20 protein-coding genes and 1 rRNA gene are annotated in these 24,886 nt (G+C 72.2%); 6 read left to right on the top strand and 15 right to left on the bottom strand.

The window, feature by feature from the left end:
- The first annotated feature begins 135 nt into the window (after positions 1-135).
- Positions 136-1,962, top strand: coding sequence for a glycoside hydrolase family 15 protein (locus tag ACFQVC_RS22515; protein ID WP_381833074.1), 1,827 nt, complete (start codon positions 136-138; stop codon positions 1,960-1,962).
- On the opposite strand, the gene ACFQVC_RS22520 is transcribed toward ACFQVC_RS22515, so the two are convergent.
- Positions 1,959-3,575, bottom strand: coding sequence for a flavin monoamine oxidase family protein (locus tag ACFQVC_RS22520; protein ID WP_381833076.1), 1,617 nt, complete (start codon positions 3,573-3,575; stop codon positions 1,959-1,961). The two genes, ACFQVC_RS22515 and ACFQVC_RS22520, sit on opposite strands and share 4 nt — an antisense overlap.
- A gap of 51 nt (positions 3,576-3,626) precedes the next feature.
- Entirely contained in the window at positions 3,627-5,057 is a 1,431-nt protein-coding gene (locus ACFQVC_RS22525; protein WP_381833179.1) for an APC family permease, read from the bottom strand.
- 337 nt (positions 5,058-5,394) lie between these two features.
- Here ACFQVC_RS22525 and ACFQVC_RS22530 point away from each other — a divergent pair, with 337 nt between their 5' ends.
- The gene (locus ACFQVC_RS22530) at positions 5,395-7,101 is read left to right on the top strand and encodes a PucR family transcriptional regulator (RefSeq protein WP_381833079.1); all 1,707 of its coding nucleotides are present in this window, start codon (positions 5,395-5,397) and stop codon (positions 7,099-7,101) included.
- A gap of 75 nt (positions 7,102-7,176) precedes the next feature.
- Here the strand turns inward: ACFQVC_RS22530 and ACFQVC_RS22535 are convergent, their stop codons facing one another.
- The 3 genes from ACFQVC_RS22535 to recN form a co-directional block, all read right to left on the bottom strand.
- Positions 7,177-8,337 carry a glycosyltransferase family 4 protein gene (locus ACFQVC_RS22535; protein WP_381833083.1) on the bottom strand — a complete coding sequence of 387 codons (1,161 nt, stop codon included), beginning with the start codon at positions 8,335-8,337 and terminating at the stop codon, positions 7,177-7,179.
- Positions 8,338-8,653: 316 nt separating this feature from the next.
- Positions 8,654-9,466, bottom strand: a complete 813-nt coding sequence (locus ACFQVC_RS22540; protein WP_381833086.1) for a hypothetical protein — start codon at positions 9,464-9,466, stop codon at positions 8,654-8,656.
- 383 nt (positions 9,467-9,849) lie between these two features.
- Positions 9,850-11,601 carry a DNA repair protein RecN gene (gene recN / locus ACFQVC_RS22545; protein WP_381833089.1) on the bottom strand — a complete coding sequence of 584 codons (1,752 nt, stop codon included), beginning with the start codon at positions 11,599-11,601 and terminating at the stop codon, positions 9,850-9,852.
- Positions 11,602-11,836: 235 nt separating this feature from the next.
- On the opposite strand from recN, the gene ACFQVC_RS22550 reads away from it, so the two are divergent.
- Entirely contained in the window at positions 11,837-13,186 is a 1,350-nt protein-coding gene (locus ACFQVC_RS22550; RefSeq protein ID WP_381833092.1) for an FtsX-like permease family protein, read from the top strand.
- 35 nt (positions 13,187-13,221) lie between these two features.
- Here ACFQVC_RS22550 and ACFQVC_RS22555 read toward each other — a convergent pair whose 3' ends face one another.
- Genes ACFQVC_RS22555 through ACFQVC_RS22565 form a run of 3 tightly spaced genes read right to left on the bottom strand, consistent with a single transcriptional unit; the run spans position 13,222 to position 15,303 of the window.
- On the bottom strand, positions 13,222-14,163 hold the full coding sequence (locus tag ACFQVC_RS22555; protein WP_381833095.1) for an NAD kinase: 942 nt from the start codon (positions 14,161-14,163) through the stop codon (positions 13,222-13,224).
- Entirely contained in the window at positions 14,160-14,975 is an 816-nt protein-coding gene (locus ACFQVC_RS22560) for a TlyA family RNA methyltransferase (RefSeq protein ID WP_381833098.1), read from the bottom strand. The genes ACFQVC_RS22555 and ACFQVC_RS22560 overlap by 4 nt, the downstream gene beginning before the upstream one ends.
- Positions 14,976-14,982: 7 nt before the next feature.
- Positions 14,983-15,303 (bottom strand): hypothetical protein, encoded by a 321-nt coding sequence (locus tag ACFQVC_RS22565; RefSeq protein WP_381833101.1) that lies wholly within the window; start codon positions 15,301-15,303, stop codon positions 14,983-14,985.
- A 42-nt stretch (positions 15,304-15,345) separates the two neighbouring features.
- Between ACFQVC_RS22565 and ACFQVC_RS22570 the strand changes: the two genes are divergently transcribed.
- Positions 15,346-15,693, top strand: a complete 348-nt coding sequence (locus ACFQVC_RS22570; RefSeq protein ID WP_381833104.1) for an SCP2 sterol-binding domain-containing protein — start codon at positions 15,346-15,348, stop codon at positions 15,691-15,693.
- Between the two features lie 155 nt (positions 15,694-15,848).
- Here ACFQVC_RS22570 and ACFQVC_RS22575 read toward each other — a convergent pair whose 3' ends face one another.
- The 3 genes from ACFQVC_RS22575 to ACFQVC_RS22585 all read right to left on the bottom strand — a co-directional run bounded on the left by ACFQVC_RS22575 (position 15,849) and on the right by ACFQVC_RS22585 (position 18,861).
- Positions 15,849-16,676: an ABC transporter ATP-binding protein gene (locus tag ACFQVC_RS22575; RefSeq protein ID WP_381833107.1), complete on the bottom strand. Its 828-nt coding sequence runs from the start codon at positions 16,674-16,676 to the stop codon at positions 15,849-15,851.
- 92 nt (positions 16,677-16,768) lie between these two features.
- A complete protein-coding gene (locus ACFQVC_RS22580) occupies positions 16,769-17,803 on the bottom strand; it encodes a FecCD family ABC transporter permease (protein ID WP_381833110.1) in 1,035 nt (344 codons plus the stop codon).
- On the bottom strand, positions 17,800-18,861 hold the full coding sequence (locus ACFQVC_RS22585) for a FecCD family ABC transporter permease (protein WP_381833182.1): 1,062 nt from the start codon (positions 18,859-18,861) through the stop codon (positions 17,800-17,802). Before ACFQVC_RS22585 ends, ACFQVC_RS22580 begins: the two co-directional genes overlap by 4 nt.
- Positions 18,862-19,054: 193 nt before the next feature.
- Between ACFQVC_RS22585 and ACFQVC_RS22590 the strand changes: the two genes are divergently transcribed.
- Positions 19,055-19,987 (top strand): siderophore-interacting protein, encoded by a 933-nt coding sequence (locus tag ACFQVC_RS22590; RefSeq protein WP_381833113.1) that lies wholly within the window; start codon positions 19,055-19,057, stop codon positions 19,985-19,987.
- 81 nt (positions 19,988-20,068) lie between these two features.
- On the opposite strand, the gene ACFQVC_RS22595 is transcribed toward ACFQVC_RS22590, so the two are convergent.
- Positions 20,069-21,097, bottom strand: a complete 1,029-nt coding sequence (locus ACFQVC_RS22595) for an HAD hydrolase-like protein (protein WP_381833116.1) — start codon at positions 21,095-21,097, stop codon at positions 20,069-20,071.
- 72 nt (positions 21,098-21,169) lie between these two features.
- Between ACFQVC_RS22595 and ACFQVC_RS22600 the strand changes: the two genes are divergently transcribed.
- Positions 21,170-22,444, top strand: coding sequence for a DUF1015 family protein (locus ACFQVC_RS22600; protein ID WP_381833119.1), 1,275 nt, complete (start codon positions 21,170-21,172; stop codon positions 22,442-22,444).
- Between the two features lie 79 nt (positions 22,445-22,523).
- Here the strand turns inward: ACFQVC_RS22600 and ACFQVC_RS22605 are convergent, their stop codons facing one another.
- The 3 genes from ACFQVC_RS22605 to rrf all read right to left on the bottom strand — a co-directional run bounded on the left by ACFQVC_RS22605 (position 22,524) and on the right by rrf (position 24,649).
- On the bottom strand, positions 22,524-23,303 hold the full coding sequence (locus ACFQVC_RS22605) for a tetratricopeptide repeat protein (protein ID WP_381833185.1): 780 nt from the start codon (positions 23,301-23,303) through the stop codon (positions 22,524-22,526).
- The gene (locus ACFQVC_RS22610) at positions 23,282-24,211 is read right to left on the bottom strand and encodes a hypothetical protein (RefSeq protein ID WP_381833122.1); all 930 of its coding nucleotides are present in this window, start codon (positions 24,209-24,211) and stop codon (positions 23,282-23,284) included. The genes ACFQVC_RS22605 and ACFQVC_RS22610 overlap by 22 nt, the downstream gene beginning before the upstream one ends.
- 321 nt (positions 24,212-24,532) lie before the next feature.
- Positions 24,533-24,649, bottom strand: a 5S ribosomal RNA gene (gene rrf / locus ACFQVC_RS22615).
- Between the last annotated feature and the right edge of the window lie 237 nt (positions 24,650-24,886).

The raw sequence follows: 24,886 nt of genomic DNA on the forward strand, positions 1-24,886 counted from the left end.
TCACTAGGGTGCGTCGTATCCTGCTCGGACGTTCGCTGCCGAGCCGGGCCGGAACACGGCACCACCCCCGCCCGACCGGAATTCCAAGCTCGTCAACGACCCTTGACTGCAGTGCAAGCGCCCCGCGGGGCGGACGTGGCCGTTCGACTGGAGATGTACGTGGCCGGGCGCATCGAGGATTACGCACTCATCGGCGATATGCAGACCGCGGCGTTGGTCTGCAGGGACGGCACGGCTGACTGGTTGTGCCTGCCGCGATTCGACTCGCACGCCGTTTTCGCCGGACTGCTCGGGACCGAGGAGCACGGCTTCTGGAGGCTCGGGCCGGCGCACGGCGCCGACTCCGCGCCACCGAAGGCCGACCGCAGGACGTATCGCGGCGACTCCCTGGTGCTGGAGTCCGAGTGGGACACCCCACGCGGCACCGTCCGTGTGACGGACTTCATGCCGCCGCGCAACCACGCGCCCCAACTCATCAGGATCGTCGAGGGGGTGAGCGGCCGGGTGCCCATGCGCTCCGCACTGCGGATGCGCTTCAGCTACGGCCGTATCACTCCGTGGGTGCACAAGGTCGACGGCCGCACCGTGGCGGTGGCGGGTCCCGACTCCGTATGGCTCGACACGTCGGCCGAGACCTACGGCAAGGACCTGACCACGTACTCGGACTTCACCGTCGCCCCCGGTGACCGGGTGGCCTTCACCATCAGCTGGGAGGCCTCGCACAAGAGCCCGCCGCCGGTGCAGGACCCCGAGGCCGCCCTGGCCGCGACCGTGGACTTCTGGCGCGACTGGGTCGAGCAGTGCACGTATCACGGGCCCTACCGCGAAGCGGTCGTACGCTCGCTGATCACGCTCAAGGCGCTGACGTACGCGCCGACCGGCGGCATCGTCGCGGCGCCGACCACCTCGCTGCCGGAGGAGATCGGCGGCGTACGCAACTGGGACTACCGCTTCACATGGCTGCGGGACGCGGCCATCACGCTGTCCTCGCTGCTGCGCACCGGTTACCGCGAAGAGGCCCGCGCCTGGCGTGAATGGCTGCTGCGCGCGGTCGCGGGCGACCCCGACAACCTGCAGATCATGTACGGCATCGCGGGCGAAAGGGAGTTGGGCGAGAGCGAGCTCGACTGGCTTCCCGGATACGAGGGTTCGCAGCCCGTGCGCGTCGGCAACGGCGCCGCGCACCAGCTGCAGCTCGATGTCTACGGCGAGGTCACCGAGGCCCTGCACCTGGCCCATATGACGGGCCTGGCCCGCAGTGACTACGCCTCGCTGCTGCAGCTCAAGCTGATCCGCTACCTGGAGACCCACTGGGACCAGCCCGACGAGGGCATCTGGGAAGTGCGCGGCCCGCGCCGTCACTTCGTGCACTCCAAGGTGATGGCCTGGGTCGCCGTCGACCGCACGATCAAGCTGATCGAGTCGGGTGACGCGGACGGTCCGATCGAGAAGTGGCGCGACCTGCGCGACGACATCCACCGCGATGTGTGCGAGAAGGGCTACGACCCGGAGCGCAACACCTTCACGCAGTCCTACGGCTCCAAGGAGCTGGACGCCTCCCTGCTGCTCATCCCGCAGGTGGGCTTCCTGCCGCCGGACGACAAGCGGGTCGTGGGCACCATCGAGGCGATCCAGCGCGAGCTGTCCACGCCGGACGGCTTCGTCCTGCGCTATCCGACCTCCGGTGAGGACGAGGGCGTGGACGGACTCGAAGGCGACGAAGGGGCCTTCCTGGCCTGCTCGTTCTGGCTCGCGGACGACCTGGCGATGATCGGCCGGGTCGACGAGGCCCGCGAGCTCTTCGAGAAGCTGCTGTCCCTGCGCAACGACCTCGGCCTGCTCGCCGAGGAGTGGGACCCGCGGCTGCAGCGCCAGGTCGGCAACTTCCCGCAGGCCTTCAGCCACGTGCCGCTGATCGACACGGCACTGCGGCTGACGGCCTCCGGGGCGTACGGCGGCTAGGCGAGCTTTCCGATCACTTCGCGTGCGGCGCGCTCGCCCTCGGTCGCGCCGCCTTCCATGAACCCCTGGAAGTCGTAGGAGCAGTGTTCACCGCCGATGTGGACATTGCCCTGCGGCGTGCCCTCGTACCCGGCGTAGCGGTGCAGATAGCCCACCGGCCAGTAGGAGTAGGCGCCTTGGGCGTACGGGTTGCGGTGCCAGGCGGAGAGCTGGGCCCTGCCGGTCCACCGTGCTGACGTACCGGGGAAGAAGGCGTCGATGCCGCGCAGTCGCCTTGTCGCCAGGTCGCGGACGTACGGATCGGTCTCGGTGGCGAAGGGGCCCGACGGGGTCAGGGCCTTGGCGAGGCTGCCACTGCCGTACTGGATGAGGATGCCGCCCGTACCCGGCTGAACCTTGGTGGTGTCCCAGGTCTGCTGGACGTCGGAGTCGGTGAAGCACTCCCCCGCCGACACCCCGGGCCAGGGGCCCGTACCGCGCCAAGGGCGGCCGGTGAACTGCATGTTGAGTTTGGTGCAGTGGCCCATGCGGGCGTCGCGCAGCAGTCGTGTCATACGGGGGTCGAACCCGGCCCCGCTCAGGTCGAGTTGCTTCAGGACCGGCAGCGGCAGGCACAGGATCGTGTGGTCGGCGGTGACGGTGCGGGTGGCGCCCGCCTCGGTGAAGGTGAGGGTCTGGGTGCCGTCGGCGCCGGCCTTCAGGGCGGTCAGGGACCAGCCGTGGCGCAGGGTCCCCGCGGGCAGGAACTTCGCGATGGCGCCCGTGAGTTGATCGTTGCCGCCGGTGATGTGGTAGCGCTCGTTGGACAGTCCCCAGACGTTGAAGTGCCCCGGGTTGGGCTGGTAGCCCATCAGCAGGACCAGGGCGAGGGCGGACTGGTCGGAGGTCTCGGCGCCGTACTCGACGTTGTACGCCACGTCGATGAAGCGACCGAGCGGGGCGCTGTGGCCGCCGGGCACGCGCGAGTCGATCCATTCATGGATCGACATATTGTCCAGCGCGGTGCCGGTGGGTGTCGTCCGGTTCCAGTAGACCTCGCCCGACTCCTGCAGATCGCGCCGGAGCGCCTGGTAGACGGCTTTGAAGTCCTCGTCGGCCTGCTCGCGCGGGTAGTACGTGCCGTTGAACCACAGGACTTCCTCGGCGCCGCCCGGGCCGCCGCCGAGGAAGTCCTCCGTGGGCAGGCCGAAGCGGCGGCAGAGCTCAAGCATCTTCTTGTGGCTGGTGTCGATCAGCTCGCCGCCGATCTCGGAGCTCTGGCCGTACGCCCAGTGGGCGCGCTGGGTCCAGATGCGACCGCCCGCGCGGTCCGGATTCGCCTCGTACAGCGTGCAGCCGAGGCCCGCGTCGTGCAGGGTCAGGGCGGCTGTGAGGCCTGCGATGCCCGCGCCGACGACGGCCACCCGGGGGGCCGCGGCGGCTCTCTGGGTACGCGCGGCGGCGGGGGCGGCCTGGGTGGCGACGGCCGTGCCGAGGCCGAGTGCGGCGGCGCGCTTGAGGAGCCCGCGCCGTGTCGTACCGCGGATCTCGGCTGCGGGCAGGCCCAGTTGGCGTGCGGCGGCGTGCTGTGCGGTGAGCTGCTTCAGGGCGTGCATCATCGGCGTACGGGCCATGACAGGGCTCCTCGGTCGCTCAGGCGTGGACTGCGTGGATGTGCCGGTGGCTCAGACGTTGGCCGGCGCGGGTACGTCGGTGGTGCGCTCGGCCGCGTCCTCGAGGACGATCCGGCCGATGATCTCGTAGCGCTCGGGGCGCCGGGCCCGCAGATACAGGCCGAGTCCGAGACCGCCGAAGAAGACCGTGCCGACGATCCACGGAATGGCCTTGAAGAACAGCGAGTCGGCGGCGAGGCCCGCGGCCGTCTCCATGTTCAGGACCAGGAGCACGACGACCGCGGTCATACCGAGGCCGCCGAGCAGCGGAGCCGTGAAGGTCCTGAACCAGTGCCGGTCCTCGGGGTGGTTGCGGCGGAAGTAGCCGATGACGGCGAAGGAGCACAGGGTCTGCACGATCAGGATCGCCATCGTGCCGAGGATCGCGAGCAGCGTGTACAGATGGATGTAGGGGTCCTGGCCGGTCAGCCAGAAGGTGGCGACGAGAGTCACGGCGATCGCCGACTGGACGTACGAGGCGAGATACGGCGAGCCGTGCCGGGGGTGCGTACGGCCGAGGGCGGGATGCAGAAAGCCCTCGCGGCCGATCGCGTACAGATAGCGCGAGGCACACTGGTGGAAGGCCATGCCGCAGGCGAACGAGCCCGTGATCAGCAGCCATTGGAAGGTGTCGACGGCCCACGCGCCGATGAAGGAGTGCGCGGGGGCGAAGAACAGATCGAGCGGGCTGTCGGAGGACGAGATCTTCACCGAGCCGCTCAGGCCGTTGCCCGCGATCGTCATCCAGGAGACGTAGATGTAGAAGAGGCCGACGCCGACGACGGCGATCAGCGTGGCCCGCGGGATGACCTTCTTCGGGTTTCTGGACTCCTCGCCGTACATCGCGGTCGACTCGAAGCCCACCCACGACCAGAACGCGAAGAACAGGCCGAGGCCCGCCGAGGCGCCCGTGAAGGCGTTCCTGGGGTCGACCGGCTCCATCGGGATGCCGTCCGGGCCGCCGCCCTGCAGCGCCACGGCGGTGGCGACGGCGAAGAGCACCGCGATCTCGGCGACCAGCATCACGCCGAGCGCCTTCGCGGTGAGGTTGATGTCGAAGTGCGCAAGGACACCGGTGACCGCGAGCATCGCCGCCGCGTAGACGATCCACGGCAGGTCGACGCCCAGTTGGTCGGCGACGGTGGTCTTGGTGAAGTACGCGAAGACCCCGACGATCGACGCCTCGAAGACCACGTAGGCGAGTACCGCGAGCATCCCCGACGCCATGCCCGCGATCCGGCCGAGGCCGTGCGAGATATAGCCGTAGAAGGCGCCCGCCGCCGTGATCCGCCTGGCCATGGCCACATAGCCGACGGAGAACACGGTCAGGACGACGGTGGCGAAGAGATAGCCGGCGGGTGCGCCGGTGCCGTTGCCGAAGCCGACGGCGATCGGCAGATTTCCGGTCATCGCCGTGATCGGGGCCGCGGTGGCGACCGCCATGAAGACGACGCCCACGATTCCCACGGAGTCGGCCTTGAGCCGGTCGACTCCGGGGGACGCGGCGGCGTCCGGTGCGCCGGCGAGCCCCGCGGAAGATCCACTGGCGGGACCGCTGGAAGAGCTACGGGCAGGACCGCTGGAGGAGCCTCTGGCGGGACCTCTGGAAGGTTCAGTCATGGGCGCGCAGCCTGCCGGGGAGTGACGCACACCACAACCGGCAGTAAGTCGTGGAATCTCCTTGCGGGTACGACGAGTTGTCGCCCCGCGGCGGCCGCCGGCCGCTCCCGTAACCGCCGGGTGATGTTCCTGGAACGCGGGCCCGGGTAGCGTCCGGCGGATGGACACGCACAACCCCCAGGCCGGGATCACCGTGCAGCGCGCCCTGGAACTGCCCGGCCTGCGCAGCGGGCTCCCGGAGGTGGTGGCGGGCGCCGACCGGCTGCAGCGCACGGTGCGCTGGGTGCACGCGGGCGAGGTGCCGAATATCGCGTCGCTGCTCAAGGGCGGCGAACTGCTCATGACGACCGGACTCGGGCTCGGCGCCAGGCCCGCCGAGCAGCGCGCCTTCATACGGAAGCTCGCGGAGCGCGGCATCGCGGCGCTCGTGGTCGAGCTGGGACCGCGGTTCAGCCGGCTGCCCGCCGCGATCGTGGAGACGGCCCGGTCGGCGGGGCTTCCGCTGGTGCAGCTGCACCGCGAAGTGCCGTTCGTGGCCGTGACCGAAGAGGTCCACACGGAGATCGTCAACGGTCATTACGCGCTCCTCAAGGAGGCCGACGAGGTGCACCGGCGGTGCACCGAGGCGCTGCTCGGCGGTGGCGGAGTGCCCCAAGTCCTTTCGGTGCTCGCGGAGTTCAGCGGCAATCCGGTGTTTCTGGAGACGGCGGACGGTCAGCTGCTCTACTCGGCGGAGCCGACCGGCGGCGGGACCGACTCCGACTCCCCGAACGTCGTCGACCCCCTGCAGGTGTGGGAAGGGCTGCGCGGGCGCTCCCCCGGCGGTGCGGCGCCTGCCGGGTCGGTCCTGGTGGATGTGCCCGGCGGCGGCCCAGGCGGCTCCGGCGCCGCCGGCTCCCGTGGCACCTCCGGCGCCGGCTCGGTGCGGGCGAGGATCGCGCTGCTCGCGGTGTCCGCGCCTCTGCAGCCCGTGCACCGGATCGCCGCCGAGCGCGCGGCCGGCTCGCTCGCCGTCGTCCTGATGCAGGCCCGGCAGGAGGAGGAGCTCGCGGCACGCGGCCGCGGCGACTTCCTCTCCGACCTCGCCGAGGGCCGCGTCAGCGCCGACGACGCCCCGGCACAGGCCCGGGTCCTCGGCTTCAAACCGGGCGCGGGACCACTGCTCCCGGTGGTGATGCGGGTCTCCGACAGCCTTGCGCCCAGCGGTGGTTGGGCCGTGCTCGCGCGGGCCGTCGCGGAGGAGCTCGCCGCTGTGGGGGTGCCCGTACTGGTCGGCGTACGCCCCGTGGAAGGGCGGGTTCCGGTGCTGCTCGGGCTGCGCTCGGAGTCGGAGCGCACCGCCGTCGCCGACCGGGTCGCGCAGGCCCTGCGGGCGGGCCTGCGCCAGGCCGACGCGCGCGCCGGACTGCAGGGGGCCGGAGTGCGGCCACCGGTCGTGGTCGTCGGCGTCGCGGGCGGCTGGGCGGCGGCGTCGGCGGGACTGCGGCACGCGGCGGAGACGGCGACCGCGGCCCAGGGACTGGTCGACCGGCCCTGGTACGACGCCCGGCGCCTGGACACCGAACTGCTCCTGTGGCGGCTGCGCAACCACGGCGACGGGAGCGCGCTCGCGGCGTTCGTGGAACGGGCGATCGGGCCGCTGCAGGACCACGACCGCAAGTCCAAGCCGCCGCTCCTGCCCACGCTGGAGACCTATCTCGCGCACGCGGGCCGCAAGGCGGAGACCGCCCGCGAACTCCACCTCAACCGCCAGACCCTCTACAACCGCCTCGCCCGCATCGCGGAGCTCCTCGGCACGGACCTCGACGACCCGCAGACGGTCCTCGCACTGAGCCTGGCGCTGCGGGCCCGGCGGCATGTGGGGTGAGGGGCGGGACTCCCTGGCCGGAGTGTCAGTGGTACGTCGTGACCGCCGTCGTCACCATCACCGTCACCGTCACCGTCAACGGCTGAAGGGCTCCGCCAACTCGTCGTACACGCTCAGGATCTGAGCCACCGTCTCGTCCTCCTTGGGCCAGGTCGCCGCCTGGGCAAGGCCCTTGACCTTGAGCTGCTCCCGGCGGGCGGGGTCGGCGAGGAGTTCCGTGACGGCCGTCGCGAGTGCCTCCGCGTCGCCGTAGGGGACGAGCTCCGCGGCGTCGCCCACCAGCTCGGGCACCCCTCCGACGGCGGTCGCCACCAGCGGCACGCCCGCGTGCAGCGCTTCGTGCGCCAGGACGGAGCGGGACTCCCAACGGCTCGCCAGGAGCGCGACATCGGCGGCCGCAAGCAGCTCAGGCACGTCGTCACGGCGGCCCAGGAGACGGACCGGCAGCCCCTCGGCGTCGATACGGCGCTGCAGTACGCCCCGTTCGGGGCCCTCGCCCGCGATCACCAGGAGGGGCACGGGGTCGAGGCCGCGCCACGCGCGCGTGGCGTCGAGCAGCGTGGAGTAGCCACGGTGCCGTTCGAGGGCGCCCACGGCGAGCAGCAACGGGCGCTCCACGGCACCCAGTTCGGCCCGCGCCTTGTGGCGCACACGGTCCGCCTCCTCGTGCACGGGCACGGCGGGCGGGCGCGGCACCGGGAACGCGACGGGCGCGAGCCGTGCGTCGCGGGCGCCACGGCTCCTGGCCCGGTCGACCAGATCCGATGAGGTGCCGAGCACGACGGCCGAGGCCCGCGCGACCCGGCGTTCGAGGAGCCGCAGGACATGGGCGCGGGCGCCCTCGGCATGGGCGCGGGTGTGCCAGGTGACGACGAGGGGGGTGCGGCGGCCGGACGGCGTGGTGCGGCGGCCGCCGAGCGCGAGGGACGAGCGGATCGCCGCGTGCAGCCCGTGTGCGTGCACGAGGTCGGCGTCCGTACAGGCGGCGCGCAGGGCGGCGACCGACACCGGGTCGCTGCGCCGCGGCACCGGCATGAACTGCGCCCCGGCACCGGTGAAGTCGTAGAGCCGGTCGAGCTCTGCGGGCGCGCACACGAGTACGCGCACACCACGGGCGACCAGGCCCGCGGCCAGCGAACGGACATGCGCGCTGCTGCCCGCGCTGCCGCCGCCGAGCACCTGCACGGTGCGCAGCGGCGACTGTCCCTGTGGCGGGGGACTGCTCGCGTGGGTCACGTGGCCGGGCTCCTGGGTCGACGGTGTCGGGGGCGGAGGATTACGGGGTTCCGGTGCGGGCCGGGTGCGCTGCCGGCGGCTCCGGGGCGGACGGAGGCGAGGCGGCGGCGCGAAGTGCCCCGCCAAGGATGCCAGTCCGTACGGGAGTTCCGGCACCGCTGGGCGTGCGAAGCCGTGTCGGGGCGCGGCTCGGCCGTGTCGGATCACCCACACGGGGGAGCGTTCGGGTGTCCGTCCCCGGTGGATTTGAGCGGTTCGCGAGTGGCTCTTGAGGCCTTGCGTGCAGCGCGGCCCCGCACCGTGGCCGAGCGTGCGCCTAGGCCGGGCGAGCCTGACGGGCCGGGACCGCCAAGTCCTTCGCCAGGGCGCTGACCTGCTCGCCGCGGACGGTGGCCGCGACTACGGCGGCGGCGTGGGCGACGAGTCCCACTCGCCCGTTGCTCGCCACGATCGCGGCGCCCACGGCGGCACCGAGCGCGTGGGCTCCGGCGTCGCCGATCATTGTGCGCTCGTCCAGATCGTCGGCCACGACGGCTGCGGCAGCGCCCAAGGGGGCCGCGGCGAACGCGCCGTTCCGCTTCAGCAGTCCCGGCGCGGCCAGGGCGAGCGCGGCGGTGAGGGCGCGGCCGGGGCGTACGTCCACGAGGTTGATGAAGTGTGCGGTGCCCGCGATGACCACGCCCGCGAGGACCTTGTCGACGGGGCGCTCCTTGAGCAGCGCGCCCGCGGCGAGCCCTGCCGCGCCGATACCGAAGAGCTTCACGGCACCGCTGGTGATCTCGCCCTGGCGCAGCGCGGAGAGGTGCGCGCGAAAGCCACGGCGAGGATCTCCGGCGCCGGCCATGTCGTCGTATACGCCGCAGGCTCCGGCAGCGGCCACCGCGAGGGAAACACCGCCACGCGCGCGTGCGGGCAGACCGCGCGGGGCGAGCGCCCCGAGTGCGGTGCCGACGGCGACCGCCGGTCCCGCGCAGAGGTCGAGGGTCCGCCCGGAGTAGTTCCGGCGCTCCCATCGCCCCGCACCGCCCGGCTTCATGCGCCTCAGCGCCACGTACCCGGCCCGCGTGGCACCAACTGCGCCGACAAACGCGACGATACGACCACCGGACCTGCTGTGAGCTGCGTACATACGACCGACCTTATGCGAGCCGTCACGCCCGTCGACCGGCCGGGTTGCCGAGGTGATCGCGGGCGGCGACAGCAGATGCGGGCGAAAGTCACGAGCCGCGACGCGGCTCCCGCACCCGAGGTCAGCTGCCGCCACAGACCCGCCGCCCCACCAGCCAACAGCAACTCACACCCCGCCAGAGGTTCACACGCCCGGTCACCGCCCCCGCCAGGGCCACGCGTCCCGTCACCCCCCGCCAGGGCCCACGCGTCCCGTCACCGCCCGCCAGGGCCCACGCGTCCCGTCACCGCCCGCCAGGGCCCACGCGTCCCGTCACCGCCCCCGCCGGGGTCCACGCGTCCCCCGCCAGGGGCTCACGTGTCCATCCGCCCCCGCCGACAAGCTCACGCGTCCGCGCGGGCCGCTTCCAGTAGTTCCTCCGCGTGGGCGCGGGCCGTTTCCGAGTCCTCCTGGCCCGCGAGCATCCGGGACAGTTCGCGGATGCGGTCCTCGCCCTCCAGGGCCTTCACTCCCGAGCGGGTGACCGAGCCGTCGTTGGTCTTCTCCACCAGCAGCTGCCGGTCGGCGAAGGCCGCGACCTGCGGGAGGTGGGTGACCACGACGACCTGCGCGGACCGGGCGAGCCTGGCCAGGCGCCGGCCCACCTCGACGGCCGCCTTGCCGCCGACGCCCGCGTCGACCTCGTCGAAGAGATAGGTCGGCACGGGGTCGGAGCCCGCGAAGACCACCTCCACGGCGAGCATCACGCGGGACAGCTCACCGCCCGACGCGCCCTTGGCGATGGGCCGGGGCGGGGCGCCGGGGTGCGGGGCGAGGAGCAGCTCGACCTCGTCGACTCCGGTGGCGGTGTAGGCCACGGTGCGCCCGTCGATCTCGACGCCGTCCGTGCCTTCCGGTACGTCGGTCTGGCGGATGTCGATGCTCACGCGCGCGTGCGGCATGGCGAGCGAGGCCAGCTCGGCCGTGACGGCGGCGGCGAAGCGGTCGGCGGCCTCGGTACGCGCCTCCGTCAACGCCTGCGCGAGCCCCGCGAGTTCGCCGCTGAGCGCGTCACGTTCGGCCGTCAGCTCGTCGATCCGGTCGTCGTCCCCGTCGAGTTCGGTGAGACGGGCGGCGCTCTGCTCGGCCCAGGCGAGCACCGAGTTGATGTCCTCGCCGTACTTGCGGGTCAGCTGCGTGAGCGCCGCGCGGCGCTCCTCCACGGCCGCGAGCCGCAGCGGGTCGGCGTCCAGGTCGTCGGCGTACCCCGCCAACTCCCCCGCCACGTCCGAGAGGAGGATGCCGATCTCACCGAGCCGCTCGGCCAGCGCGGCCAGGGCCGGATCGTGGGAGCGCACGGCGTCGAGGGCCCGCTGCGCACCGCCGGCCAGCATGCCGGCGTCGACGCCCTCGGGGTCCTCGGGGTTGCCGGCGAGCGCCGCGTGTGCGGCGGAGGCCGCGGAGGCCAGGGCTTCGGCGTGACCCAAGCGCTCGGCCTCGGCGGCGAGTTCGGTGTCCTCGCCCGCGCGGGGTTCGACGGCCGCGATCTCGTCGAGGCCGAAGCGCAGCAGATCCGCCTCCTGGGCCCGTTCACGCGCGCGTGTGGTCAGTTCGTCGAGTTCGGCCGCGACGGCGCGCAGCCGACGGTAGGCCGCCGCGTACTTGGCGAGCGGCACGGCCACCGCGTCCCCCGCGTACCGGTCGAGCGCCTGCCGCTGCCGCGCGGGCTTGAGCAGGCCCTGCTGGTCGGTCTGGCCGTGGACGGCGACGAGGTCGTCGGCGAGTTCCGCGAGCAGCCCGACCGGCACCGACCGGCCGCCCAGGTGTGCCCGCGAGCGTCCTTCCGCGGAGACGGTACGGCTGACCAGCAGCGCTCCGTCGTCGAGTTCGGCCCCGGCCTCCTCCGCGCGCACCATCGCCGTGGCACCCGCGGGTACGGCGATCCGGCCCTCCACCACCGCCGACTTGGCGCCGATCCGCACAAGGGCGGGGTCGGCACGTCCACCGAGCAGCAGGCCCAGGCTGGTGACCACCATCGTCTTGCCCGCGCCGGTCTCACCGGTCACGGCGGTGAAGCCGGGTGACAGCTCCACGACCGCGTCGTCGATGACTCCGAGCGACCGTATCCGCATCTCCTCCAACACGGACCTGACCATACGAGGTTTCCCCCACACGGCGCGACGTCACCCCGGCTTCAGCGGCGAAAACACAGGTCGTCACGGCATATGTGAGCTGTCGCCGTCACTCTTCCCGTGGCCCCGCGTTGACCACGCCGCTCACCTGCCCCGGCCGGGGTGGGGAAAACCTCAGTCCGGCGCTGCGGTCCGCCCCCGTGCGACTGTGCGGCCCGCCTCATGGCCTCGCACCCGTCACGGCACCCACGCTGGACGCATGGGTTCCGGACTGGCACACGCGGCGCTGCGCGCCCACCGTCCCGCGTTCATCGGCACAGCGGTGGCCGCGCTGTTCGCGGCGGCGGTGGTGAGCGCGGGCACCACGATGCTCGTCGCGACGAGCGCGAAGGGCGTCTCACCGGCCGCCCGGCGACAGCTCACCGCGAACGGCGTGGGCGATATGGCGGCCGTCCTGCTCATCGGCTCGGTCTATCTGTCGATATTCGTCGTCGCGTCCACGATGGGCACGGCCGTCGTCCAGCAGCACCGCGAGCTGGCTCTCGTACGGGCCATAGGGGCGCGGCCACGGCAGGTCCGCCGGGCGGTGGTGGCACAGGCACTCATGGCCTCCGTACCGGCCGCCCTGGTGGGCTGCGTGCTCGGCGGCTTCCTGGCGAGGATCTGGTTCGACGGGATGGTGACGCACGGCCTGGTCCCGGCCGGGGTGCCGTTCCGCTTCAGCTGGGTCGCGCTGCCGGTGTGCCTCGCGGTGGCCGTGGTGACCTCGGCCCTGGCCGCGCTGCTCGCGTCCCTGCGCTTCTCGCTGCTGCGCCCGGCCCGTGCGCTCGACGAAGCCGCGGCGGGACGGCGCAAGCTCGGCGCGCTGCGTGCTCCGCTCGGACTCATCGCGGTGGCGGGCGGCTGCGTCCTTTCCGTGCTGCTGTCGGGGCAGCCCGCGGACCAGGCGAGTCAGGGCGCGTTCCTCGTGCTGATCCTCTTCTGTGTCGGGGCCGGGCTGCTCGGTCCGCGGATCATCGGCCCCGCGGCCTGGCTCGTCTCCGCGGTCGTGGGCAGGTTCGGCAGCGGCGCGCGGCTCGCGATGCTCAATGTGCGCTCACAGCCGAGGCGCTTCTCGGCCGCCCTGGTCCCGCTCATCCTGGTCGTCGGCTTCGGCCTCACCAAGATCGCCATGCATACGACGGCCGAGCACCGCACCGGCTCTCCGGGCAGCACGGGCGAGGTCTGGCTCGACTATGTGGGCACGGGTCTGTACGCGGGCTTCGCCGCCATCGCCGCGGCGAACACCCTGGCCATGATCTCCTTCGAGCGCCGCCGCGACATCGCCCTGCTGCGCGTCGTCGGCTCGCTCCCCCGCCAGGTGGGCGCCATGGCCTTCTGGGAGGCGGCGGTCGTCGCGCTGACCGCGCTGCTGCTCGGCGGTGCCATCGCCCTCGGCACCCTGGCGCCCCTGCTGTCGGCGGCCTTCGGCTCGGCTGTGCCGTACGTACCGTGGCCGGTGCTCGCCGGGATCATCGGGTCGACGGCCCTGCTCGCCCTCGCGGCCACCTGGGTGCCGGTGCGGGCGGTGCTGCGGCGGCAGGCGATATCCGTGGTGAAGGCGACGTGACCAGTCAGTATCCGTGGTGAAGGCGACGCGCCCCGTCAGTCCGGCGCCCCCCGCCACCCCGACACCGGCAGGGCGAACTTGGCGACGAGACGGTCGGTGAAGGACGCGTGGTGGAGCCGCGCGAGCCGTACGGGAACGGCGCCGCGGCGCACCTCCACCCGCGCACCTGCGGGCAGTTCGACGGTCCGCCGTCCGTCGCACCACAGCACTCCGTGCGGGGTGTGCGGCTGCACCTCCACGGCGAGCACCGAGTCGGGCGAGGTCACCAGCGGCTTGGCGAACAGGGCATGGGCACTGATCGGCACCATCAGGAGCGCCTCGACCTCCGGCCACACCACGGGACCGCCCGCCGAGAAGGCGTACGCCGTGGAGCCGGTCGGAGTCGCGCAGACGATGCCGTCGCAGCCGAAGCCGGAGACGGGTCTGCCGTCAATCTCCAGGACGACCTCCAGCATCCGCTCGGGCGACACCTTCTGGACGGCGGCCTCGTTGAGGGCCCAGTCGGAGTGCACGACGGTGCCGTTGTTGCGTACGAGCACATCGAGGGTCATACGCTCCTCGACCTCGTACGCGCGCGTGACGACCCGGTCGACCACCTTGTCGAGGTCGTCCCGCTCGGCCTCCGCGAGGAAGCCCACGCGGCCCAGATTGACGCCGAGCATCGGTACCCCGGAGGCACGGGCGAACTCGGCGCCGCGCAGCAGGGTCCCGTCCCCGCCGAGGACGACGATCAGTTCACAGCCGTCGAGTACGTCCGGTGTGGCTTCCTGGACCTGCTCGACCGTGGACGGCAGCGGCAGGTCACAGGCCTCGGCCTCGAGGACCCGCACCCCGATCCCGCTCTTCAGGAGCCCCTGGACGACGAGTTCGGCGCTGCGGATGGCAGCGGGGCGGCCGGTGTGGGCGAGCAGGAAGACCGTGCGCTCCGCAGTGCCGCCCGGGTGAACCGCCTGCGCATCCGTCGGGTTGGTCGTCAACGGGGTCCCTCCGCCACTGCACGGTCGACATCCGCCGGGTCCAGTTCGGGAGCACCGGCTCTGAGCCACAGAAAGTACTCGACGTTCCCGGACGGCCCGGGCAGCGGACTCGCGGTGACGCCGAGGGCGCCGAAGCCCAGCTTCGAGGCCTGCGCGGCCACGTTCCTGACGGCCTCGGCGCGCAGTTCGGTGCTGCGGACGACACCGCCGCTGCCGAGCCGTTCCTTGCCGACCTCGAACTGCGGCTTGACCATCAGAACCAGGTCGGCGCCGGGCCCGGCACAGCGCACCAGGGCGGGCAGGACCAGGCCGAGCGGGATGAAGGAGAGGTCGCCGACGACCAGGTCGACGGGCTTGCCGTCGATGGCCTCGAGCGTCAACTCCCGTACGTTCGTACGGTCCTTGACGGTGACCCGGTCGTCGCTCTGCAGCGACCAGGCGAGCTGGCCGTAGCCCACGTCCACGGCGACGACATGCGCCGCGCCTGCGCGCAGCAGCACATCGGTGAAGCCCCCGGTGGAGGCACCCGCGTCCAGGGCCCGCCGGCCTTCGACCCGCAGCCCCTGCGGGACGAAGGCCGCGAAGGCACCGGCCAGTTTGTGCCCGCCGCGCGAGACGTAGTCGGGGTCGCTGTCGTCCTCGGTGACCACGATCGCGGCGCCGGTGGCGACCTGTGTCGCGGGCTTGGTCGCGGTGTTGCGGTCGACGGTGACGCGTCCGGCGGCGATCAGCTGGCTCGCGTGCTCCCGTGAGCGCGCGAGTTTGCGGCGGACCAGCTCGGCATCGAGGCGGCGGCGTGCCACTCCTGCCACGTTCGGTTCAGCTCCTGTTGTCGTACGGGCCCGAAGGGGCGGGGGCCGGTGGGCCCGGGCGTGCGTCGAGCGCGGTCAGCGCGTCGCGCAGCCCCCGGTGTACATCCTCGTACACCTCGATGTGTCCGTCCGTGGCGAGGTGGTCCACATCGGCGAGGCGGGACAGCTGGGCGTCCACCTCGGTGTTGCCGGTGGCGCTGCGGGCCACGCCGAGGGAGCGGGGTTCGGCGGGGTCGTACGCCGGTTCCTCCGGGCCTTCGTGGGGCTCGGGGGTGCCCGGCGGGGGGCCCGGCGGCTGCTCGTCGGCACCCGGCATCGTGTCGCTCATGCCCCGACGCTACCGCGAAGGGCTGGGGTACCGTCGATCACGATGGCGACTTTGGAGGAGTGCCGCGCCGCACTCGACAAGCTCTCGGACAACCTTGCCGGTGCCGGCGGTGACGTCCGCAGCGCAGCCGCGCTCGACCGCTCGATGAGCTGCCGTATCACCGATCTCGACATCACCTTCGGCGGCCGCCTCCAGGACGGCCGGATCGAGGTGGCCGAGGTGTACGACGGCCCGCCGCGCGAGAAGGCCCAGATCCGGCTCACCATGACGGGCGACGACCTGGTGGCGATGGTCGACGGCGAACTGAACTTCGCGAAGGCCTGGGCCTCGGGCCGGGTGAAGCTGGAAGCCGGCTTCCGCGACCTGCTGCGCCTCAGGTCACTGCTCTGACGGCCGGGGCTCGCGCCGCCTGGACGGCTGCGGCGACCGGGCCCTCACCGCTTCGACGGCTGCGACGACCGGAGCCCTCACCGCTATGACGGCCAGGCCCCTCACCGCGTCAACAGCCGGGGCCCACAGCGCACGCCCCGGTCACCGCTCACCGCTCACCGCTCCAGCGGTCCGGCCGCGGCCGCCTTCTTGCCCGCCCGTGCCTTCCGCCCGGCCGGCACCACCAGCGGAGTTCCCGTCTCCGGGTCGTCGATGATCTGGCACGGCAGGCCGAAGACCTCCTCCACGAGCTCGGCCGTGACGATCTCGGACGGGGAGCCCTCGGCGATCACCGAGCCGTCGCGCAGCGCGATCAGATGGGTCGCGTAGCGCGCCGCGTGGTTCAGGTCGTGCAGGACGGCGACCAGCGTGCGCCCCTGCTCCTCGTGGAGTTCGGCGCACAGGTCGAGCACGTCTATCTGGTGCTGGATGTCGAGAAACGTCGTCGGCTCGTCAAGGAGCAGCAGCGGCGTCTGCTGGGCGAGCGCCATCGCGATCCACACCCGCTGCCGCTGTCCGCCGGACAGTTCGTCGACATAGCGGTCGGCCAGCTCGGCCACCCCGGTCGAGGCCATGGACTCCTGGACCACGCGCTCGTCCTCGGGTGACCACTGCCGCAGCAGGCCCTGGTGGGGGTAGCGGCCACGGGCCACCAGATCGCCGACCGTGATCCCGTCGGGCGCGATCGACGACTGCGGCAGCAGGCCGAGGGTCCGCGCGACCTTCTTCGCGGGCATCGAGTGAATGGTCTGCCCGTCGAGCAGCACCCGCCCGTGCGAGGGCTTCAGCATGCGTGAAAGGGCCCGCAGGAGCGTGGACTTGCCGCAGGCGTTGGGGCCGACGATCACCGTGAAGGAGTTGTCGGGGATCTCGACCGAGAGCCGCTCCGCGATGATCCGCTGGTCGTAGCCAAGGGTGACGTCGTCGGCGATGAGCCGGTTCACTGCGGTGCTCCTAGGTGACTGTGGGGCTCGTACTGCCTGTGGTGCCGGCCGTTTCGCCAAGGGCTCGGCGGGCGCGGCCGTCTTCCGCCTGCTCAAATCCGTCCCGCCTTCCGCTCGCTGACGAGCAGCCACAGCAGGTACACCCCGCCGAGCACTCCGGTCAGGACACCGACGGGCAGCTTGTCCGCGCCGAACGCCCGCTGCGCGGCCAGGTCGGCGGCGATCAGCAGCGTCCCGCCCATCAGGAGCGACGGCACCAGGTTGGGCCCGGGCGAGCGGGTCAGCCGCCGGGCGAGCTGCGGCGCGGTCAGCGCGACGAAGGAGACGGGCCCGGCGGCGGCGATGGCGCCCGCGGTGAGCAGCACGGCCGCCAGCATCAGGACGATCCGGGTGCGTTCGGGCCGTACGCCCAACGCGTAGGACACGTCGTCGCCCATTTCCAGCATCCGCAGCGGACGTCCGTACGCAAGCGCCAGCGGTACGAGGACGGCGCACAGGCCGAGCAGCGGCCACACCTGCTCCCAGTCCCGGCCGTTCAGGGAGCCCGCCATCCACACGTAGGCGCGGGTCGCGTCCACGAGGTCGGCCTTGGTGAGCAGATAGGCGTTGAGCGCGGTGAGGATGGCGGCGGCGCCGATGCCGACGAGGACGAGCCGGTAGCCGTGCACGCCGCGCTTCCAGGCGAGCAGATAGATCAGGACGCCGGTGACGAGGCCGCCGGCGAGCGAGCCCGCAGCGACCGCCACGGCGCTGCCCTGGAAGAGCACGATGACGACGAGCGCGCCCACCGTCGAGCCCTGCCCGAAGCCGATGATGTCGGGACTGCCCAGCGGATTGCGGGAGATGGACTGGAAGATCGTCCCGGCCAGGCCGAGTGCGCCGCCGACGAGCAGGCCGACCAGGACACGGGGCAGCCGCAGGTCGTTGATGATGAACTCGTGCGCGGTCGTGCCGTTGCCGAGCAGCGTGCTGATCACGTCGGTGGCAGGGATCTCGAAGTCGCCCGTCCCGATGAGGACCACGCTCGCGACGACGGCCGCGGCGAACAGCAGCACACTGACGGTCAGGGCGCGCGGGTCGAGCCGCACGGAGAGGCCACTGCCGCCACCGGTACGTAGGGCCTTCACAGCTGAGCCATCCTCCGGCGTCGTACGAGGTAGATGAAGAGCGGGCCGCCGATCAGCGCGGTGACGATGCCGACCTGCAGCTCCGCGGGGCGGGCGACGACGCGGCCGACCACATCGGCGCCGAGCAGCAGCACCGGCGAGAGGACGGCCGCGTACGGCAGGATCCAGCGCTGGTCGGGCCCGGTGAACGCGCGGACCATGTGCGGCACCATCAGGCCCACGAAGACGATCGGCCCGCAGGCCGCGGTGGCAGCCCCGCACAGCAGGGTGGCGGCGGTCATGGCCAGGACCCGGGTGCGGTTCACCCGGGCCCCGAGTGCACGGGCCGTGTCGTCGCCCATCGCCATGGCGTTCAGCGGCCGGCCGAGACCGAGCGCGAGCAGCAGCCCGACGGCGATGAACGGCAGGACCTGCTGGATCGTCGGCATCGACGCCGAGGCGAGCGATCCGGCCGTCCAGAAGCGCACCTTGCCGAGGGCCGCGTTGTCCATCAGCATCACGGCGTTGACGTAGCCGGTCAGCGCGGCGGTGACGGCGGTGCCGGCGAGCGCGAGCCGCACAGGCGTGGCGCTGCGGACGCCGCCCAGGGCGTAGACGAGCACGGAAACGGCCGCGGCGCCCAGGAAGGCGAACCACACATAGCCGGTCAGCGAGGTGACCCCGAGGAAACTGATGGCGGAGACGACGGCGGCCGAGGCGCCCGCGTTGATGCCGAGCAGTCCGGGGTCGGCGAGCGGATTGCGGGTCAGCGCCTGCAGTACGGCACCGGCGACACCGAGCGCGGAGCCGGCCAGGAGACCGAGCAGGGTGCGGGGAAGCCGCAGATCGCTGATGACGACGTCGTTGTCCGTCCCGGTGTTGTCGAACAGTCCGTGCCAGACGTCACCGACGGGTATCTGCTTGGCGCCCACCGCGATGCTGGCGACCACGACGAGCGCCAGGACGCCGACGGCTATGAGAAGCCCGGCGGCACGTGTCACGGTGCGCCCGCGCGCGGTAGCGGGTTCGGGCGGTGGCGCCTTGGCGCGCTCTGCGGCGGGAGAGGGACTGTCGACCAACACGCAGTTAGGTTAGCCTACCCTCCCATCGAGAATACCCCCCACCGGGCTCCGGTCCACGCGCCGAGCCAGGGCGTCCCGTGGTCCACGAGGCCCAGTTCGACCACGCCGGTCACGCCCCCTCTCGTCGAGGCGCTCACCACCGCACAGCACCGCACAGCACCGCACTCCTAAACGCAAAGAAGGTCGCCTCATGACCGACAAGGCGAAGCCCACGCCCACGCGAGCCACGGCCGCAGCCGCCACGACGGGCACCACGACCGGCACCACGAGGACCACCACGACCGCCACGACCGCCACGACCGCCACGGCGACCGAAGCCGCCGCCCCCTTCCAGTTCTTCGACGCCCAGGTCGGCCGCGTCCAGCGCCTCACCCCGTCGATGGCCCGCATCACCTTCACCGGCGCCGGCGGCAGGGGCCTGCACGGCATGGCGACGGCGGGCCGCGACCAGCGCATCAAGCTGTTTCTGCCGCACCCCGGACAGGGCGCCCCCGTCATGCCGCCCACACAGGGCCCCGACTGGTACACCGCCTGGCGCGCCCTCGACCCCGCGGTCCGCGGCATCATGCGCACCTACACCGTCCGCGAGCTCGAAAGCGGCGAGCTGACCGTCGACTTCGCCCTGCACGGCGGCGAAGCCCCCGCGTCCCGCTGGGCCCTGGACGCGGCACCCGGCGACCGCGTCGGTGTCCTCGCCCCGGTGGAGAGCGAGAACAGCGCCTACGACTACCGCCCGCCGCAGGACACCGACTGGCTGCTGCTCACCGGCGACGAGTCCGCGCTGCCCGCCATCGCCAAGATCCTCGAGTCCGTACCGCCGGGCACCCCCGTGCGCGCCTGGCTCGAACTGCGCAGCCCGGCCGACCGTCAGGACCTGCCCGTACTCCCCGACGCCGAGGTCACCTGGCTGGTCGGCACCCCCACCGCCGACGCCATCCGCGACGCCGAACTACCGCCCGGCACGCCCTACGCCTGGATCGCCGGCGAATCCGCCACCGTCCGGGCGGTACGCCGCCACCTCGTCACCGACCGCGGCTTCGACCGCACCCGCGTGAAGTTCACCGGCTACTGGCGCCGCGGCGCCACGGAGGACCAGCTCCTGGCGACGAACGAAGCGGCCTAGGCCACCCCGCCCGTCCCCGCAGCCCCCGCCCCGCTCCGCCGCGCCGCGCCCCGCCCCGCAGCCGCGGCCTCGGCCTCGGCCTCACAGCCCGATCCGCGCCAGCGCCTTCCCCGCGTCCAGCTCGCACATGCCCGAACCGGCCGCGGTCCAGGCCGCCGCGCACAGCGCCCGCAGCCCGTCCATCGGCACACCCTCACCGTCGAGTACGAGCGCCTCGGCACCGGCCCGCGCGACAAAGCCGCCGCACCGGAACCCGTCGCCGTCCGCGGACACCCCGGGCTGCCCGGTGAGCAGACCACGAAGATCCGCGTCCACATACGTGGGCCGGTGCTCGGGCGGTGCGGCGAGCAGCTGCGCCCCGTCGGTGACCCCGGTCAGGACCAGCAGCGAGTCCACCTCGCCGTTGAACGCACCCTCGATATCGGTGTCGAGCCGGTCACCGACCACCAGCGGCCGCTCCGCCCCGGTCCGCAGGATCGTCTCCCGGTGCATCGGGGGCAGCGGCTTGCCCGCCACCTGCGGCTCGGCGCCCGTGGCGATACGTACGACCTCGACCGCCGCACCATTGCCGGGCGCGATACCGCGCGCACTCGGAATCGTCAGGTCCGTATTGGACGCGAACCACGGCACGCCCCGCGCGATCGCATAGCAGGCCTCCGCGAACCGCCCCCAGGGCAGCTCGGGCCCGCCGAAGCCCTGCACCACCGCCGCCGGCTCGTCATCGGCCGACTCCACCGGCTCCAGGCCACGCTCGCGCAGCGCGACCCGCAACCCCTCACCACCGATCACGAGCACCCGCGACCCCGCGGGCACCTGCTCGGCGATCAGACGGGCCACCGCCTGCGCGGAGTTGATGACATCGGCGGGCTCGGTCGGCACACCGAGCTCGGTGATGTGCGCGGCCACTGTCTCCGGCGGCCGCAGCGCATTATTGGTCACATATGCGAGGTGCATCCCGCCCTCGCGCGCCGTGAGCAGCGACGGCACCGCGTGTTCAATCGCCGCACCCCCCGTGTACACCACCCCGTCGAGGTCGAGCAGCGCCGTGTCGTACGCCTCGCTCAACGCCCGCTCACTGCCTGCCGGAACGGTCCTGACGGTCTGGCTCATTGCGTACGGCTCCTCGATCGACGACTCTCCCCCGATCATCTCGTACTCCGCGACCCCACATACGATGCAGCAATGAACACCACAGGTCCTGGCGGCAAAGGGCTGCGACTGAACCCCATCCGGGGACTGCGCTACGTACCCGAACGCGTCGGCAGCCTGGCCGCCGTGACCTCACCGCCGTACGACGTGGTGGTTCGCCCCGACGGACTGCATCACCTGGAGTCCGCCGACCCGCACAACATCGTCCGGCTCATCCTGCCGCAGGCGCCGACACCGGCCGCCCGCCACCGGCAGGCCGCCGACACCCTGCGCCGCTGGCTCGCCGAAGGCGTTCTCGCCCCCGATGCCGAGCCCGCGCTCTACGTGTACGAGCAGCGCAACGGCGATCTGCTCCAGCGCGGCCTCATCGGCGCCCTTGAACTCTCCGAAGCGACCGACGGCATCGTGCTGCCCCATGAGGACGTCATGCCGCACATCGTCGAGGACCGCGCGGACCTGATGCGCGCGACCGCCGCCAACCTGGAACCGCTCCTCCTGACCTACCGCAGCGAGGGCACCGCCACCGGCGCGACCGCCGTCATCGAGCGCACGGTCGAGCGCACTCCGCTGCTCTCCACCACCACCGAGGACGGCTACAGCCACCGCCTCTGGTCCGTCACCGATCCGGCCCAACTCGCCGAGGTACACGCCGACTTCACGCACCGCCAGGCCCTGATCGCCGACGGCCACCACCGCTGGGCGACGTATCTGCGGCTGCGCGCCGAGCACCCCTCGCCCTCCCCCTGGGACTTCGGCCTGGTCCTCCTGGTGGACACGGCGCGCTACCCGCTGCGCGTCCGCTCCATCCATCGCCTCCTGCACCGGCTGCCGGTGGCCGACGCCCTCACGGCCGTTTCCGACACCTTCCGCATACGCCGTATCGACGCGCCGCTCCCCCAGGCCCTCGAAGCCCTGGCCGATGCGGCCGCCGAGTCCAACGCCTTCCTGCTGGCCGGCGACGGAGCCTTCCACCTGCTCGACCGGCCGTCCCCCGCCCTCCTCGACCGTACGATCCGCAAGGACCGGCCGGAGGCCTGGCGCACCCTCGACGCGGCCGTCCTGCATTCCACGCTCCTGGACCACATCTGGCAGATCCCGGACGCCCCGGAGGACATCGCCTACATCCACGACACCGAGGCCACGGTCGACAAGGCCGAACGCGACGGCGGCACGGCCGTCCTGATGCACCCGGTGCGCGAGGAAGTCGTCCGCGAGCTGGCCCGCCAGGGCGTCACGATGCCCCGCAAGTCCACGTCGTTCGGCCCGAAGCCCGCGACGGGCCTGGTCCTGCGCAGCCTCGACCACTGACACCGGCACCGGCGCCGACCGCGGGCCCCGGATACGACAAAGGGCGGGACCGATCCGGTCCCGCCCTTACGCCTGCTGATCAGACCTCGTCGCTACGGTCCCCGTCGCTGTCGCTGTCGGCACGCTCATCGTCAGCCGGGGCCGGTGCCGGGGCCTCGGCACCGGAGTCGTCGGCCTCCTCGTCGAAGGCGTCGACGAAGTCCACACCGTCCAGCTCGGCGAGCCGGTCGGAGGCGTCGGTGCTGCCGTCCCGGTCGGCCTCGACCGTCTTGGCGAACCACTCACGCGCCTCGCCCTCGCGGCCGGCCGCGATCAGCGCGTCGGCATAGGCGTAGCGGAGCCGCGCGGTCCACGGCTGCACGGAGTTCGAAGCCAGCTCGGGGCTCTGCAGCGTCACGATGGCGGCGTCCAGCTGCCCCATGTCACGCCGCGCACCCGCCGCGACGAGCCGCATCTCGACCTGCCCGGCCTTGTCGAGCCGCTGCACCTCGGGCTCACCGGCCATGTCGAGCGCCTTCTCCGGCCGCCCGAGACCCCGCTCGCAGTCCGCCATGACGGGCCACAGCTCCGCGGAGCCCGTCATCCGCCGCGCGGCCCGGAACTCGGCGAGCGCCTCCGAGTACTTCTGGTTCGCGTACGCCGCGAAGCCCGCCGCCTCACGGACGGCGGCGACGCGCGAGGCGAGCCGCAGAGCGACCTTCGAATACCCGTAGGCCTGCTCGGGGTCCTCGTCGATGAGCTTGGCGACCATCACCAGGTTCCTGGCGACGTCCTCGGCAAGCCCCTTCGGCAGGCTCTGCAGCTCCTGCCGTACGTCCTTGTCGATCTCCTCGCCGGTTACGTCATCGGGAATCGGCAGCCGCTTGATGGGCTCGCGGTCACTGCGGTCGTCGCGGCGCGGGGCCCGGTCGTCACGGCCGCGGAAGCCACCGCGCCGGTCGTCCCTGCGGTCGTCGCGCCCCCGGTAGCCACCGCCACCGGGCCTACCACCCCGGCTGTCCTCACGCCGCGGCGCACGCCCCCGATCGTCCCGCCGGAAGCCACCGCCCCTACGGTCGTCATCACGCCGGAAGCCACCCCGGTCACCGTCACGACGGTCATCACGGGGCGCATCGCGCCGGTCATCACGCCGGAACCCACCCCGGTCACCATCCCGGCGGTCATCACGCCGATCGTCACGGCGGAAGCCACCACGGTCACCATCCCGGCGATCGTCACGCCGGTCATCACGCCGGTCGTCGCGGCGGTACGAGGGGCGGTCGCCGTCCCTGCGGAACCCACGATCACGGTCATCACGACGGAACCCACCGCGGTCACCGTCACGACGGTCATCACGGGGCGCATCGCGCCGGTCATCACGCCGGAAGCCACCCCGGTCGCCGTCACGGCGGTCATCACGCCGATCGTCGCGGCGGAAGCCACCACGGTCACCATCCCGGCGGTCATCACGCCGATCGTCACGGCGGAAGCCACCACGGTCACCATCCCGGCGATCGTCACGCCGGTCATCACGCCGGTCGTCGCGGCGGTACGAGGGGCGGTCGCCGTCCCTGCGGAACCCACGATCACGGTCATCACGACGGAACCCACCGCGGTCACCGTCACGACGGTCATCACGGGGCGCATCGCGCCGGTCATCACGCCGGAAGCCACCCCGGTCGCCGTCACGGCGGTCATCACGCCGATCGTCACGGCGGAAACCGCCACGGTCACCATCCCGGCGATCGTCACGCCGGTCATCACGCCGGTCGTCACGGCGGTCGTCACGGCGGTACGAGGGGCGGTCGCCGTCCCTGCGGAACCCACGGTCGCGGCCACCGCGGTCACGGTCGTCGCGTGCACCGCGGTATCCGCCACGGTCACCGTCGCGACGCGGTCCTCCGCGGTGACCTCCCCGGTCACCGTCGTCCCGCCGGCGCTGCTCGCGCTCGGGGCGATCGTCGGGAGAGTTGGTCGACATCGGTGACTCCTGTCTTCGGTACCGCAAGTCATTCTCGCGCACCCGACTGCGGGCCGCGCTTCGGCGAAATACAAAAAGGACCCCTGGTCCCAGCGTGAACGCTGGGACCAGGGGTCCTCCTAAGAATTGTTCGGCGGCGTCCTACTCTCCCACAGGGTCCCCCCTGCAGTACCATCGGCGCTGTAAGGCTTAGCTTCCGGGTTCGGAATGTAACCGGGCGTTTCCCTCACGCTATGACCACCGAAACCCTATGAAGTCATCCCGTTTATCCGGGACGCTGAACAGGGCAGCGAACAAGCACACTCTTCAATTGAGGAACTGTTCAGCCGGCACGGCTGTTCGTTACTTCAGAACTAACACAGTGGACGCGAGCAACTGAGGACAAGCCCTCGGCCTATTAGTACCGGTCAGCTCCACCCCTTACAGGGCTTCCACATCCGGCCTATCAACCCAGTCGTCTACTGGGAGCCTTAACCAATCAA

The organism is Streptomyces monticola (genome assembly GCF_042665355.1).
GTDB classification, from domain to species: domain Bacteria; phylum Actinomycetota; class Actinomycetes; order Streptomycetales; family Streptomycetaceae; genus Streptomyces; species Streptomyces monticola.